General features: G+C 62.5%; 12 protein-coding genes. 1 reads left to right on the top strand and 11 read right to left on the bottom strand.

Annotated elements, in window-relative coordinates; genetic code table 11:
- Positions 1-2: 2 nt before the first annotated feature.
- The 3 genes from AB7531_RS28040 to AB7531_RS28050 all read right to left on the bottom strand — a co-directional run bounded on the left by AB7531_RS28040 (position 3) and on the right by AB7531_RS28050 (position 3,531).
- Positions 3-1,019, bottom strand: coding sequence for an ABC transporter permease (locus AB7531_RS28040; protein ID WP_063984046.1), 1,017 nt, complete (start codon positions 1,017-1,019; stop codon positions 3-5).
- A 301-nt stretch (positions 1,020-1,320) separates the two neighbouring features.
- Positions 1,321-1,896 carry a cupin domain-containing protein gene (locus AB7531_RS28045; RefSeq protein ID WP_187387738.1) on the bottom strand — a complete coding sequence of 192 codons (576 nt, stop codon included), beginning with the start codon at positions 1,894-1,896 and terminating at the stop codon, positions 1,321-1,323.
- A gap of 495 nt (positions 1,897-2,391) precedes the next feature.
- Positions 2,392-3,531: a metallophosphoesterase gene (locus AB7531_RS28050; RefSeq protein ID WP_063984048.1), complete on the bottom strand. Its 1,140-nt coding sequence runs from the start codon at positions 3,529-3,531 to the stop codon at positions 2,392-2,394.
- Positions 3,532-3,920: 389 nt separating this feature from the next.
- On the opposite strand from AB7531_RS28050, the gene AB7531_RS28055 reads away from it, so the two are divergent.
- Positions 3,921-4,820, top strand: coding sequence for a LysR substrate-binding domain-containing protein (locus tag AB7531_RS28055; RefSeq protein WP_063984049.1), 900 nt, complete (start codon positions 3,921-3,923; stop codon positions 4,818-4,820).
- Positions 4,821-4,822: 2 nt separating this feature from the next.
- Here the strand turns inward: AB7531_RS28055 and AB7531_RS28060 are convergent, their stop codons facing one another.
- The 8 genes from AB7531_RS28060 to AB7531_RS28095 all read right to left on the bottom strand — a co-directional run bounded on the left by AB7531_RS28060 (position 4,823) and on the right by AB7531_RS28095 (position 14,360).
- Positions 4,823-6,313 (bottom strand): amidase, encoded by a 1,491-nt coding sequence (locus AB7531_RS28060; RefSeq protein ID WP_063986463.1) that lies wholly within the window; start codon positions 6,311-6,313, stop codon positions 4,823-4,825.
- Positions 6,314-6,329: 16 nt separating this feature from the next.
- Entirely contained in the window at positions 6,330-7,127 is a 798-nt protein-coding gene (locus AB7531_RS28065) for an FAD binding domain-containing protein (RefSeq protein ID WP_063984050.1), read from the bottom strand.
- Positions 7,128-7,138: 11 nt separating this feature from the next.
- Positions 7,139-9,526 (bottom strand): xanthine dehydrogenase family protein molybdopterin-binding subunit, encoded by a 2,388-nt coding sequence (locus AB7531_RS28070; protein WP_063984051.1) that lies wholly within the window; start codon positions 9,524-9,526, stop codon positions 7,139-7,141.
- A 2-nt stretch (positions 9,527-9,528) separates the two neighbouring features.
- Positions 9,529-10,020 carry a (2Fe-2S)-binding protein gene (locus tag AB7531_RS28075; protein WP_187387739.1) on the bottom strand — a complete coding sequence of 164 codons (492 nt, stop codon included), beginning with the start codon at positions 10,018-10,020 and terminating at the stop codon, positions 9,529-9,531.
- Positions 10,021-10,042: 22 nt separating this feature from the next.
- Positions 10,043-11,149, bottom strand: a complete 1,107-nt coding sequence (locus AB7531_RS28080; RefSeq protein WP_063984052.1) for an ABC transporter ATP-binding protein — start codon at positions 11,147-11,149, stop codon at positions 10,043-10,045.
- 8 nt (positions 11,150-11,157) lie between these two features.
- On the bottom strand, positions 11,158-12,048 hold the full coding sequence (locus tag AB7531_RS28085) for an ABC transporter permease (protein WP_063984053.1): 891 nt from the start codon (positions 12,046-12,048) through the stop codon (positions 11,158-11,160).
- The gene (locus AB7531_RS28090; RefSeq protein WP_063984054.1) at positions 12,045-12,935 is read right to left on the bottom strand and encodes an ABC transporter permease; all 891 of its coding nucleotides are present in this window, start codon (positions 12,933-12,935) and stop codon (positions 12,045-12,047) included. Before AB7531_RS28090 ends, AB7531_RS28085 begins: the two co-directional genes overlap by 4 nt.
- A 75-nt stretch (positions 12,936-13,010) precedes the next feature.
- Entirely contained in the window at positions 13,011-14,360 is a 1,350-nt protein-coding gene (locus AB7531_RS28095; protein WP_063984055.1) for an ABC transporter substrate-binding protein, read from the bottom strand.
- Positions 14,361-14,503: the final 143 nt, after the last annotated feature.

Genomic DNA, 14,503 nt, shown 5'->3' on the forward strand with positions numbered 1-14,503 from the left:
GCTCAGCCCTCGAACCGAACGCGGGGATCGACCAGCGTCGCGAAAATGTCGACGGCGAGATTAAGCAGCACGTAAAGCACCGCCATCATCAAGACGAAGCCCTGAACCGCTGCGTAATCGGACGCGATGACGGCCGAGACCGCGTAGGCGCCGACACCCTGCCAGCCGAACACCTGTTCGATCAGGACGTTGGACCCGAGCAGGAAGGAGAACACCATACCGAGCACGCTGCTGACCGGCAGCAGCACGTTGCGGAATGCGTAGGTCATCAGGATCTTGCGCACCGGCAAGCCGCTGGCGCGCGCAGTACGGATGAAGTCGCTGCCGAGCGCCTCCAACATGGCCGCGCGCGTGATGCGCGCGATCGGCGCCAGCGCGAACAGGCCGAGCGATATCGCGGGCAGGATCAGCTGAGACAACGACGCGCGGAGCACCGGCCAATCGCCCGCGATGAGTGCGTCGATGGTGTAGGCCCCGGTGACGTGCGGTGGCGGCGAGAAGGCGATCTCGTTCAGGCGGCCGAGCGGCTGCGGCGCCCAGCCGAGCAGGAAATAGAAGATGTAGACGAACAGCAGCCCGACGAAGAACGTTGGGAAAGCGGCGCTCACGGTGACCAGCGCACGGCAGGCGTGATCGACGCTTCCGTTGATGCGGGTCGCGGCCCACACCCCCATCGGGATGGCGATGCTGATCGCGAACAAAAGCGCAAAGGACGACAATTCCAGCGATGCAGGCAGCCGCTCGAGCAGATCGGTCAACACCGGCTGTCCCGTGGTGAGCGAACGGCCGAGGTTGCCCTGCGCGAGGTCACCGACATAGTGCACGAACTGCACTGGAAGCGGGCGATCGAGGCCCAGCGTGGCGCGGATGTTCTCGATCGATGCGGCGTTCGCGGCGGGGCCGGCGAAATACGCCGCCGGGTCACCCGGCAGGGCGTGGGAGATGAAAAAGGTCAGGACGACGACGCCGATCAGACTCGGGATGGTGCCTAGCAAACGTTTCCAAACGAAAGCCATCAGCGGTTCGCCTGCCGTTATTCGCCGGTGCGACGGCCATGCCGGAGCGCATCAACGTGGTCGGGCCCCATCGACGTCGGATACAGCCAGGGGCAGTTGGCATGCATCACAGTCATGCCCGAGTTTAAGCAAGCGTTATGCCAGCTCGTCTTTCGGAACCTTTGGGTGCGAGAGCCAGCGGATCAGCTCGTTTTACTGCGAAGCAGGCTCGCGCGGGCGCAGGAAATGAAGTGGCTTTGAAGCAGCCTGCTACAGTTTTCGCCACATGCATGAAATTCATGCACCGTGAGCCTGATCGCTCGGCTCAGTGAACCTGGGGGGTATTGACCCAGACGATCCGCGCTTCGTCCGGCCCGACGTTGCGATAGCTGTTGGTCAGATACGCCTTGAAGAAAAAGGAATCGCCTGCAGTCATCAGATAGGTGGTGTCGTCGATGGTGAGCTCGATGGTTCCGGACACGAGATAGCCGACGGCCTCGCCCTGATGGGTAATCAGATCGATCTTCTCGCCTCCCGGGGCCACCACGTGAACATTGGCTTCGAGCAGATTTCCGGCGGCTACCGGCACCAGCCGCTCATACACGACGCCCGTGCCACCGCGCAGCGCATCAACAGGCACCTTGAGCCGATCCTCGGGCTTCTGCACCAGCTTGTAGTCGTCGATCCGCAGGCCAAAGAACGAGGCCATGTCGCGGTCGAGCGCGTCGACCATCTTGGCGAGCATCGGCAGCGACGGCATGACCTTCCCGGCCTCGATCTTGGAGATCATGCTCTCGTCGCATCCGACGACCTGCGCCAGGTCTCGCATTCGCAGCCCCTTGGACAAGCGGGCACGCCGGATACGCGGACCAATATTCAAGGTGTTGTTTTCAGAGCTCACGCAGCATTTTCCAGCCAGTTGGACGGGAAGTGTATGCATTATAATCACATGATTTACCAGCATGCTGGGGCAAATCTAAATGGAAGTTGGGCGAACCGAACTCTTCGCCAGCCTACGGGCGAGGCTCGCCCCCGACCTGACAAGCGAGAGCCGTTGGCTTCTACCGTCCAGGCGACCTTGGGGTCTCGCCAATTTCAACCGCTTCGCCTCAAGGGGCTGCCCGTCAAGCCAAGGGCCGCGAGCCAAGTTAAACAGGCCGGGTGAGCGAGCGGTAACTTGCTGGGTCGACTTCTGGCCCGAACGCGAAGCCCGGGCCGGCTCTGAAATCGCCGGGTTGTCGCGGCAGATCGGACGGGACCGGCGGCGATTAGGGCAGCGCCTGTTGACCCGAAGCGGACGAAACGCCAATACGTCGACTTACATATGCCTCCGCCTAGCGATCAGCGCATAACCAGCGAACCAAGACAGCCAGCTGCGGCACAGGCTACGAGCAGATCAGTCAGCATTGCCTGACTTGCACCTTACCCGGCGGAGCGTGACCCGCGTCAATTCGGATGATCGACCGAGCCGTAACGCGAAGCCTGGCCATAGGGCCGTGCCGTTATTCACGTAGAGCGTCATCCCGTCCACGTCGTATTGACCCGAGACGTAACCCGCGTTGGCGCGCGCGGCCAACCTGTCGAGCCCTAGAATCAGTCCTCCGTGTGTATGTCCGGACAGTTGCAGAGCCACGCCAAGCGCCGCGGCGTTTCGTGCGTCACCTGGCTGGTGGTCGAGCAGAATGAGAGGAGCACCTTCTGGAGCGCCTTCAAGGACTGCAGCGAGATCGCGGTCGGGATGTCCTCTATGGCGCGACGCCCGGTCGGTGATGCCAGCGAGGACCAACTTACCGCCATTGCGCTCGAGAACGATGTGCCTGTTCTCGAGCGAGAGCAGTCCCAACGCGCCGAAGTGCGCCATCCATGTGCTGTAGCCGAAAATGTATTCGTGATTCCCGGAGATCACGTAGACGCCGTCGGGCGCTCTCAAGTCCCGCAACGGCTCGATGTCGGCGCGTCGCGCTTCGAGCGTGCCATCGATCAGATCTCCCGTGATCGCGATTAAGTCCACGCCGAGCTTGTTTGATCGCTCGACAACAGCGCGCGCCCATGATGCTGGAAAGAGGCGGCTGATGTGAAGATCAGTGAGTTGCAGAATGGTGTAACCGTCGAATTGCCGCGGAAGTCCGGAGATGCAGACTTCGACGTCCTTCAGCGGCGGAATCCTCATTGCCTGATGGACGCCGGTCGCAGCCGCAATCGATGCTAACCCAGCCAACCCGTAACGGACACCGTCGGGGGCACTCAGGGGCCCGCCGTGGATCAGCAACCCGAATAGAAGTCCGGCATCAAGCATCAGTTGAAGCAGCGCCAGCAGAACGAGCGCGCCGAAAGCCCAGTTGAAGATAGCGACCACCGGTCGCGGGAATTCCGGAGAGAACACAGAGCCTGACGAGAGCTTGCTCCACCGGTGAAACTGCAATGCGACCAATGCAAGCGCTGCCATTACGAACTTGATCGACAGCGGCAACTGCAGCGGCCAGATGAAGCGGGTCAGGATAAGGAGATAGACCAGGCCGAATAAGAGTTGAGGAATGAGTTTGCTCCGGATTTGATCGGTGCGGCATTCTTACACAGAACCAGCGCGACAGCGGCGCCCCATAGCCGGTTCTTCAGTTTCCGAAGGTTGTGGCGAGCATCGATGGTTTTGCCGGGAATTTCTTCGCGGCACATCCCGCTCTGAGTCCATTTTGGCAAGCCGCATTCCGGATTTCAGAGCCACCTTGGCAGGGAGGCCCAGTTCGCTTAGTGAGCAAAACCTTCCATGTTAACAATATCTTACAGCACTCTTCAAAAACACAAGGGTATTTTTCTCCCGTCGGCCGCCCTGCCCGGTTGTTCGTTTTCTCTGGTTCGGCTGATCGCAATTGCCTGTAGCTACGCTTGCACGGAACTTGCATAAATTCTGGGCGACATGGACGCCGCATGAACCTCATCAGTCTCGACATCCGCATGCTCCGGTCGCTGATCTCGGTGGTCGAGACCGGCAGCATCACTGAGACCGCGCGACGGCTGGGCCGCACCCAACCGGCGATCACCCTGCAATTGCAGCGGCTGGAGGAGCTCACCGGCAAGCAGTTGTTCGAGCATGGCGGCCGCAGGCTGACGTTGACCGATGATGGCAGCACGGTTCTCACTTACGCCAGATCCATCCTGAGGCTGCATGACGAACTGATTTCGCAACTTGCGTCACAGGAGATCGAGGGCCATGTCGTGCTTGGCACGCCGGATCTCTACGCCGCCTTCATGCTCCCCTCGATCCTCAGCGTGTTCCGAAAATCCTTTCCGCGCGTGCAAGTCCAGCTCAACTGCGCGCTGTCGACGCCACTGGTCGGTCTCGTCAAGCGCGGCGATGTCGACATCGCTTTGGTCACACGGATGAATGATTTCACCGGGGGCCAGGTGGTGCGGCGCGAGCAGTTGGTTTGGATGACCGGTGATCAATCCGCCGCGCACCAGGAGCGCCCGATTCCGCTCGCGCTCTTGCCGCCTGGCAACATCTATCGCGACTATGCCATCGATACGCTAGAGCGCGCGAATCTGCGCTGGCGCATCGCCTGCGTCAGCGAAAGCGTCGGCGGCTTGCAGGCCGCGGCGTTCGCCGGCATGGCCGTCACCGTGCTCGGCCGCAGCGCGCTGGTGCCGACGATGCGCGAGATCGGTCCCAACGAGGGCCTGCCGCCGCTGCCGAAAATCGAGCTGCTGCTCTACAAATCGAGCGGCGCGACTTCGAAAGCCGCGACCGCACTGCACGACTACCTGGCGCACTATCTGCGCCTCGACGAAGAGCTCAGCGGCCGCGGCGCACCGATCGCGTTGTCCTAGCACTACGCCTTCGCGCGCGTTCGCCCTATCTCGTTGAGCGCCAGCGACGGCCAAAACTTTGCCCAGGGCTGCGCCTGCTCGAACGCCGCAGCGATGCGGAAGATCGTGGGCTCGTCGAGCCAGGGCGCGATGATTTGAAGACCAATCGGCAGGCCATCCCGGTCAAAACCGCAAGGCAAAGTCGCGGCCGGAAGGCCAGCGAGGTTGATTGGCCAGGTGAAGGGCGACCAGCCGAGATGCGGATCGACCTGCCTGCCGTCGATCTTGCCGACACCGATCTTACCGGCCTCGAACGCGGTCACCGCAACCGTTGGCGTCACTAGCGCATCGACCCGCTCAAACAGCTTCAGGAATGCATTGCGCGCCTGGCCGCGCCGATAGCTGGCTTCGATATAGTCCGTGCCACTGTAGTGGCGGCCGGCGGTAACCACGTCGCGATAATCGGCTTCCGAACTGGCCAAATCAGCCGTGGTCTTTGTCGCAACCGCCGCCGCCTGCTCTGTGAAGGCGATCGGCTTCAGCGTGTGTTCCAAGATGCCGGCATCGAGGCCCGGACCATCGATAGTGACCTGTGCACCGCAGGCATCGAGAACGGCGATCGCCTTGTTGAACGCTGCGCGCACATCGGTGCTGACCGCGGCGTAGCCGAGATCGGCGCTGGCGCCGATACGAACGCCATTCAACGGAACAGCGTTGGTGTCGAAGCGACGGGACGGCACGGGCAGACTTGCGGCATCGCGCATGTCGTAGCCGGCGATAATTTCCAGCGTGAGCGCGGCATCCGCGACCGTCCGCGTGATCGGTCCGGTGTGCGCGAGCGAGGCCCAGGATGGCGGCGAGAAACCGGGCGAGCGCGGCACGAGGCCAAAGGTCGGCTTCAGCCCGAACACGCCGCAGAAGGATGATGGAACACGGATCGATCCGACGCCGTCGGTGCCGATCGCGATCGGGCCGCAGCCCGCGGCAACGCCCGCGGCCGCGCCGCCGCTCGAGCCGCCGCTGGTGCGACCGGGATTCCAGGGATTTCGCGTGGTACCCGTGACCGGACTGTCGGCCGTCAGCTTGTAGCCGGACTCGCAAGTCGTAGTCTTGCAGGTGATGATCGCGCCCGATGCCTTCAGCGCCGACACCACCGCGGCATCCACGTCGGGCACGAACGTCTTGTTCATCGGCGAGCCGGCATAGGCTGGCACGCCCGCAACAAAGACGAGGTCTTTAATGGTGACCGGTACGCCGGCGAGTGGCCCCTTGGCCTCGCCCGCGCGCATCTCCTTGGTGACGCGGTCGGCTTCCGCCCTCGCCTGCCCGTACATCGGCGTCACCACCGCATTGCAAGCCTCATGCGTCGCTTCGAGCGCAGCTATCGTATCGTCCACGACATCACGCGGAGTAAACGTCTTGCGCCGATAGCCGGCCATGATCTCGGTTGCAGAAAGCGCGCCAAGGCCAGTCGGCGCTGGCGGGAAGGCCGTTCGGCCGGAACCATCAGTCATCATCAACCCTAAAAAGCTAGCTGAGCGCCGCGTCGACGGCACGTTTGGCCATGACCGTGACGAGATGCGCACGGTAGTCCGCTTCGGCATGGATGTCGGAGGTGAGGCCGTCGGTGTCGACCTTGATCGCCGCGATCGCGGACGGATCGAAATTTTGCGACAGCGCTTCTTCCATCGGCGGCACGCGGAACACACCCGACCCTGCTCCAGTCACAGCCACGCGAACGCAGTCGGAAAATTTAGCGACGAACACGCCAACCAGCGCATAGCGCGACGCCGGCGCCTTGAACTTTGCATAGCCCGCCTTGAGCGGCACGGGAAAGCGGATCGCGGTGATGATCTCGCCCGGCTCAAGCGCAGTTTCGAACAGCCCGACGAAGAACTTTTCGGCCGGGATCTCACGCATGCTGGTGACGATCGTGGCACCGAGACCGAGCACACCGGCCGGATAGTCAGCCGCGGGATCATTGTTAGCGACCGAGCCGCCAATGGTACCGCGGCTGCGTACCGCAGGGTCGCCGATCATCGCGGCCAGCGCCGCAAGCCCGGGGATCTTTGCCTGCACCAGTCTCGAGGCAGCCACAACCGCGTGCGGCGTCATCGCGCCGATCGTGATGGTGGCGCCGTCATCGTTGATACCCTTGAGAGATCCGAGCTTCGACAGGTCGACCAGCGCGACGGGATTGGCCAGCCGCTGTTTCAGGGTGGGAATCAGTGTCATCCCGCCAGCTACGAGCTTGCTGTCCTCAATCGAGGTCAGCAATCGTGCTGCGTCGAAAATCTCGGCCGGCTGGTGATAGGCAAACGGCTTCATTGTTGTCCTCCCTATTCCGCCGCGACCGGCAGCGACGCATTTTGCAGCAGGCGCCAGATCCGGTTCGGCGTCGCCGGCATGTCGACATGGGTCACGCCCAGATGCGACAGCGCATCCACCACCGCGTTGATGACGGCTGCCGGCGAGCCGATGGTCCCGACTTCGCCGCAGCCCTTCACACCCATCGGCGTGTGAGTGCAGAGCGTGGAGTGGGTCGCAACCTTCATCATCGGCATGTGATCGGCCCGCGGCATGCAATAATCCATTAGCGAACCAGACAAGAGCTGGCCTGAGCCCTCGTCATAGACCGCGCTCTCAAACAGCGCCTGGCCGACACCCTGGACGATGCCGCCGTGCAACTGGCCTTCGACGATCATCGGATTGATCACCGTGCCGACGTCATCCACGGCCGTGTAGTTGACCAGTGTCACCGTGCCAGTTTCCGGATCGACCTCGACCTCGGCGATGTGGCAGCCGCCGGGATAGGTGAAGTTGACGGGATCGTAGTAGGCCTGCTCCTCTAGCCCTGGTTCCAGCACTTCCAGCGGATAATTATGCGGCACATAGGCAGCGCCCGCGATCTCCTCGAACGACTTGATGCGGTCCGTACCCGCGACTGAGAAGTTTCCGGCCTCGAACTGGATATCGACTTCGGAAGCCTCGAGCAGATGCGCCGCGATCTTCTTGCCTTTCGCAATCACCTTGTCGGTCGCCTTGGACAGCGCCGCGCCGCCGACCACCAGCGAGCGGGAGCCATAGGTGCCCATGCCGAACTGCACGCGATCGGTGTCCCCGAACACGATGTCGACATTCTCAAAGGAGACGCCGAGCTTCTCCGAGACGATCTGCGCGAACGTCGTCTCATGGCCCTGGCCGTGATTGTGCGTGCCGATCATGACCGTTACCTGGCCCGTTGGATGCACGCGCACCGTGGCGCTCTCATAGAGGCCACCGCGCGCGCCGAGCCGTCCCGCAAAACGCGATGGCGCCAGGCCGCAGGCCTCAACATAAGTCGAGTAGCCGAGCCCGCGGAATTTTCCCTTGCTGGCCGAGGCCGCCTTACGGATGCCGAAATTTTTGACGTCGGCCGCGACCAGCGCGCCGTCGAGGCACCCCATCGGATCGCCGGAATCGTACTGCACCAGCACCGGCGTCTGGTACGGATAGGCCTCTTTCGGAATCATGTTACGGCGGCGGATCTCAACGCGGTCGATGCCCATCTCGCTGGCTGCGACATCGACGATGCGTTCCAGCACGAACGTCGCCTCGGGTCGGCCCGCGCCGCGATAGGCGTCGACCGGCACGGTGTTGGTGAACACCACCTTCACATTGCAGTAGATCGCGGGCGTGGTGTAGACACCGCCGAGCAAGGGCCCATAAAGATTGGTCGGGATGTTCGGCCCGAACGTCGAGAGATAGCCGCCCATATTGGCAAGCGTGTTGACGCGGAACGCCAGGAATTTGCCGGTCTCGTCGAGCGCGAGTTCGGCCTCGGTGACATGATCGCGGCCGTGACGATCGGAAACGTAGCCCTCCGAGCGGCTCGCGACCCATTTGATCGGCCGCATCACCCGCTTGGCGGCCCAGGTGATGACGGCCTCTTCGCCGTAGTGGAACTGCTTGACACCAAAACCGCCGCCAACATCCGGAGCGACCACGCGCAGCTTGTGCTGGGGAATGTTCAGGACCAGAGCGCCCATCAGGAAGCGCACGACATGGGGGAACTGGCTGGTGGTCCACAACGTGAAGCGGTCGGTGCCCGGCTCATACTCGGCTATCGCGGCACGCGGCTCCATCGGGTTGCCGATCAGGCGGTTGTTGACCAGGCTCAGCTTTGCGACATGCGCGGCCTTGCGGAAGGCGGTCTCGACCGCGGCCTTGTCGCCGAGCTCCCAGTCGCAGCAGATGTTGTTCGGCACATCATCAAACAGTTGGGGTGCGCCCGGCCGGACCGCCTCGAGCACGCCCACTACGGACGGCAGGACCTCGTAGTCGACGGTCAATAGTTCCGCTGCCGCATTGGCCTGCTCCGGCGTATCGGCAATAACGAAGGCGACCATGTCGCCGACGAAGCGCACCTTGCCCTGAGCCAGCATCGGGAACGGCGGCTCCTTCATCGGCACGCCCTTGGCGTCCGAGATGCCCCAACCGCAGGGCAACGAACCCAGTCCGTCAGTCTTGACGTCGTCGCCGGTCAGGACAGCAATGACCCCGGGCGAAGCCAGCGCCGCACTCTTATCGACGCCGCGCAGAATCGCGTGGCCATGCGGAGAGCGCACGAACACGCCCGCGGTCATGCCGGGACGCTTGATGTCGGAGACGTAATTGCCGCGGCCGGTCAGGAACCGCTGGTCCTCCTTGCGCTTCGGTGAGGCGCCAATGCCAATCACATTGCCCATGGTCACTCTCCTTTGGCAGCGTTCATGGCGGCAGCGCCGGCCATCACTGAGACGACGATGTTCTGGTATCCGGTGCAACGGCAGATATTGCCCTCGAGGCCGTGGCGGACGTCCGCCTCCGTCAGCGTTGGCTTCTCAGTGGCGAGCGCCACCGCCGTCATCAGCATACCGGGCGTGCAGAATCCGCACTGGAGGCCGTGATGTTCGCGAAACGCCTCCTGCATCGGATGCATCCGATTCGAGCCGGGTTCACTCCTCAGCCCTTCGATCGTCAGCAGCGTCGCGCCGTCGAGCGCAGGCGCGAGCAGCGTGCAACTCTTCACCGGGAGGCCGTCGAGATGCACCACGCAGGCCCCGCACTGGCTGGTGTCACAACCGATATGCGTGCCGGTCAGATTGAGCTGCTCGCGCAGCAGCTCGGCGACGAGCGTCGCCGGTTCGACGTCAACGGTGGTTGGCCGGTCGTTGAGAGTGAAGGATATCTGCACGGTCATACTCCTGTGCGCGATGGGGTCTTCAGGCTAGTGGAAGTGCGCTGCCCGTGGCCCATGTGGCCATGACGACATCGCCGACGGTGAACGGATCTGCGAAGAAGGTCTTTTCCGGCACATAAGCCACGAACTCGTCGTCCGGCACGGTGTCGAGCATGACCTTGACGAAATAGCCCTGATATTCGATCGCGAGCACGCGGCTCGGCAGCGACGTGCTGCAGCCGGGCGGCAACTCCCGGCCCGGCCTGACCAGCGCGACGTCGTCACGGCGCACAGCGATATCAACCTTGTCGCCCACGGAGACAGTCGAGCGCGCCTGGAGTGGCACTTCGATTCCTGAAGGCGCGGCCTGTGCGAGTGTAAAGCTTGCACCGTTGACCTTCTCCACCCGCCCCGACAGCACATTCTGACCGCCCATGAATTCGGCGACATAACGGTCGTGCGGGTGGGCGTATACGTCGCGCGCGGCCCCCGCCTGCTTGATCTTGCCCTGCTCCATCACCACCACGAGATCGGCGAGCGCAATCGCTTCGAGCTGGGTGTGGGTGACATGGATGAAGGTGATGCCGAGCTCCCGCTGCATCCGCCTGAGCTCTTGGCGCATCTGTACGCGTAGCTGCTCGTCGAGCGCGGAGAGCGGCTCGTCGAGCAGCAGCACGCGCGGCTCTGTGATCGCCGCGCGCGCCAGCGCCACACGCTGCTGCTGACCGCCAGAAAGTTGCGCCGGCAGGCGGTCAGCGAATTGCGTCAGCCGGACCTTCTCGATCATGACGTCGGCGGCGCGCAGGCGATCGGTCTTCGACATCCCGCGCACGCGCAACGCAAAGGCTATGTTGTCGCGCACGGTGAGATGCGGGAACAGCGCGTAGGACTGGAACATCATCGCCGTGCGCCGCTGGGCCGGCGCAAGCCCCACGACGTTCTGGCCACCGATCACGATCTCGCCCGCGGTCGGGTCCTCATGGCCCGCAATCATGCGCAGAATCGTGGTCTTGCCGCAGCCTGAGGGGCCGATGAAGCAGCAATAGGCTCCGTCGGCGATCTTGAGGTTGACGCCGTCGACCACGTAGGTCGCTCCGTCAAAACTCTTGCCGACGCCAGCCAGTTCGATATCACCGCGATCGCTCTTCATATTCCAGCTCAGCCCTTTGCGCTGCTGCCGCGCCTCTTCTGGATCAGCACGATGCTGCCCAGGCTCGCGCCAATGACGATGAATGAGACGATGGTCGTCACCGTGCCGAGCGCGTAGAGCGAGGGCGAGGTGACATTCAGCGTCATGCTCCAGATTTCCAGCGGCAGCGTGTTCAGCGAGCCCGCCGTCTGGAGGCTGCGCGCGAACTCGTCGTAGGAGAGCGTAAAGCCGAACAGCGCCACCGCGACGATGCCGGGCACCAGCACCGGGATCATCACCAGCCAGATCGACTGCCAGCGACTGGCGCCGAGATCGTAGGCCGCTTCCTCCCAGACGTGATTGAAGCGCGACATCACCGCGAACATCACGAGCACGCCGAACGGCAGCGTCCAGGACAGCTGCGCGCCGAGCGCCGAGGTGTACCAGCTGGCGTTCAGTCCGAGCGCCTGAAACAGCAGGCCGGTGCCAAGACCGAGCACCAGCCCGGGCGCAACAAGGCTACCAATCATCATGTAGAACACGACGGTGTCGCCTCGAAAGCGCTTGCGGAAGCCGAGCCCTGCCAGAAAGGACACCACCACTGTGATCACGGTGACGATGACCGCAAGCTTGATCGAGCGGTCGAATGAGCCCTTGACGTCGCCGGTCCGCACCTGCGTGAAGAGATCGACGAACCAATGCAGCGAATGGCCCTTCATCGGGAACACGAGGCCGCCGCGGATATCCTGAAACGACAGGACATAAATGCAGAACATCGGCCCGTAGAGCGCGATCACGTAGAACCCGAATAGCGTCGCAAGAACGTAGAAGGTCCAGGGCCGGCCGCCCTTGCTCGGTGCGATCGCCTTCCTGGTCGCGGGCGCGGCCGTTTCGGGCATGTCGGCGAGGGCGGCGCTCATCGCGCGATCTCCTGCCGGATATCAACCGTGCGTAGGATCAGCGCGACGACCGCAACCAGCACGAGAGTCAGAAGTACGGCGCTCGCCGCCGCGGTCGGATATTGCAGCACGCCCACGTCCTCGTAGAACGCGCTGACCACCGAGGCCGAACCGCCGCCGGACATCACTTTCACCACGAAGAAGTCGCCCATTACGATCGAGACCACGAAGATGGTGCCGAGCGCGATGCCACTCTTGGACATCGGCACCACGATCAGACGCATGATGTCGAAACGGCTGGCGCCGGCGTCGATCGCGGCCTCGATCAGCCTCTTGTCGATCCGCGCCATGGAGTTGAAGATCGGCACGATCATGAAGATCGTGAGCTGGTGGACATAGGCGATGACCACCGCAAGGTCGGAGAACAGCAACACCTCAAGCGGCTGGCGGATTACGCCTAGCGTCAACAGCGCCTGGTTGATCAGGCCTTCCTTGCCGAGCAGAGGAATCCAGGAGATCATCCGGATGATGTTCGAGGTCCAGAACGGCACCGTGCACAGCAGGAACAGGCCGATAGCAAGCAGCTGGTTACGGACGTGGAAAACCAGAAAATAGGCGACAAAAAAGCCGATGATCAGCGTGAAGATCCAGGTCAGCACCGTGAACTTGATAGTCGCCAGATACAGCTTCAGCGTCAGCGCCGAATGCAGCACATCGACGTAGCTCGCCAGCGTGAAGTCGGGCGTCAGGCCGCCAAAACCGTCAGTGGCGAAGAAGCTCGCCGCCAGTACGACCAAGATAGGCGCCACGAAGAACGGCACGAGCACCAGGACCAGCGGCGACACATAGAGCCAGCCGGCGAGATTGTCGCGTGGCGAAGCTTGAGTTGAAACTGGACTCGGCTGCATATCGGCCTCGAACTCGGTCTTCTCGCACCGGCGCGCGACCGCGCCGATGCTGTCGTCAGGTCGGGAAAGCAGGTTTCAGGCCACCTTGAAATCGTTCCAGCGCTTGTTCATGTACGCGGCCTCGTCCATCAGCGTATTCCAGCACGAGATGTTCTTGACGCGGTCCAGGAACGAGCCGCCGTCACGCTTGGTACCGGTCTTCTCCATCGGCACGCCATAGGGATCGTTGACCACCTCGGGCGCTGGCTGGCCCTCGTACCAGAACGCCCATTCCGCCGGTGTGAGGAACTTCTTCGCGGTCGACGGCACCGGGCTGTAATAGCCGTAACGCGCAACGAAGCCGCCCTGCCAGCCCGAGAGATACCAGTTGAGATATTCGTAGGCCGCGTCGAGCTTCTTGCCGGACAGGTGCTTCATCAGGCCCATGCCGTTACACCAGCCGCGATAGCCTTCCTTGCCGTTCTTGACGTTAACCGGCGCGTAGACGCAGGGGATTTCCTTGACGCGCACGGCGGCGACCGCCGGCGACCACATGGACTGGATGACCACCTCACCCGCCGCCATCAACTGCACCGACTGGTCGAAGGTGGTCCAGGTCGCTCGGAACTGGCCCTGCTTCTTCAGCTCGATCAGCTTGTTGCAGGTAAAGTCTATCTCCTCCTTGGTCATGTTGCCCTTGTTGCCGTACTTGATCAGCCCGGCGCTTTCGAAGCAGAGCGCGGCATCCATGATCCCGATCGCGGGAACGTCGAGAATCGCAGCCTTGCCCTTGAACTTCGGATCGATCAGGTCCTTCCACTCGGTTACTTCATGGCCGACAAGGTCGGGCCGATAGCCGATGGAATCGGCGTTGTAGACCTGCGGCAGGAAGGTCGCCCATTCCGTGACGCCGTCATGCAGATCGGTGGAGTCGGGCTTGGAGACATACATCGCCTCGTAGGGCGAAATGCCCTGACGCGGGATCTTGTGACCGTCGATCTCGCCCTTGGTGAAGATCGGCAGGATGTTGTCGAACTCCTTGATTTTCTTGACCTCGATGCCCTGGATCACGCTGCGCTTGGCGGCGAGTTTGGCCTGCCAGCCTTCAAGATCGGCGATATCGACCGTATTAGGCTGGCTTATGAAGCGGTTGATGGCAGCGGAGGTATCAAGGTTCTGCATCGTCACCTTGAAGCCGAGATCCTTGGCCGCCTGGTCGCCGATCGCCTTCACCACCGAATAGGAGACGCCGACATGGCGGAGCTCAATGTCCTTGATCTCCTGCGCCCAGATGGTCGGGAATCCGCGGATCGCATCCGAACCCACAGCTGCGCTCGCAACTGCCGCAGCACCCTTCAACATCGTGCGCCGGCTCAGCTTTTTCGAAGACGTCACTTCCGTTCCCGCCGGATCGGAAGTCGATGTCCGCTTATCCCTGTCAAGCATGGCAACCCTCATTGGTTACGATGAACGCCCGCACCGATCGCCATTGACCGGCTGCGATGTGATCAATTGCGCTCAAGGCTATTGACGGGATTTCGCGAAGTAAAATTGGAAGTAAAAATTCGCCGCATAAACGCGGCTAATGG

The organism is Bradyrhizobium sp. 63_E2_N1_3 (assembly GCF_052076005.1).
In the GTDB taxonomy this organism is placed as follows: domain Bacteria; phylum Pseudomonadota; class Alphaproteobacteria; order Rhizobiales; family Xanthobacteraceae; genus Bradyrhizobium; species Bradyrhizobium barranii.